This is a genomic window from Bowmanella dokdonensis (assembly GCF_017254865.1).
GTDB classification, from domain to species: domain Bacteria; phylum Pseudomonadota; class Gammaproteobacteria; order Enterobacterales; family Alteromonadaceae; genus Bowmanella; species Bowmanella dokdonensis.
Window position 1 is genome coordinate 1 of sequence record NZ_JAFKCV010000219.1, and the last position, 335, is coordinate 335.

1 pseudogene is annotated in these 335 nt (G+C 53.1%); it reads right to left on the reverse strand.

Annotated features, from left to right (window positions below):
• A pseudogene (locus tag J0A66_RS22305) lies at positions 1-274 on the reverse strand (hypothetical protein); the annotation flags it as partial.
• Positions 275-335: the final 61 nt, after the last annotated feature.

Here is a 335-nt window from a genome sequence, read left to right on the forward strand (position 1 = left end):
TATTGATAAAACTGCTGTTTTCCTTTACTTCATACCACAGCCTGCCAGCCTGGTAGTGGGCTTCGGCATTGTCTTGATAGCGTTCGGTCAGTGCATGTAGCAGGTCTTTCTGATTGTCGGCCTGGCGGGCAACGGCCAGGGCAACCTGCCATATATCCTGCTGCAGTGGTGACAGCCCCGGTGCTTGCAGCTGGTGCGCCAGTGTCTGGTAATCGCGCTGGTAATAGGCCGTTTTAACCTCAGTGAGTAGGTCTGTGTCGACCACGTCTGCCATGCTGACCTGGCTGCCAAGACAGCTTAGGACTAATAGGGTGGATATCTGATGTTTACTCATG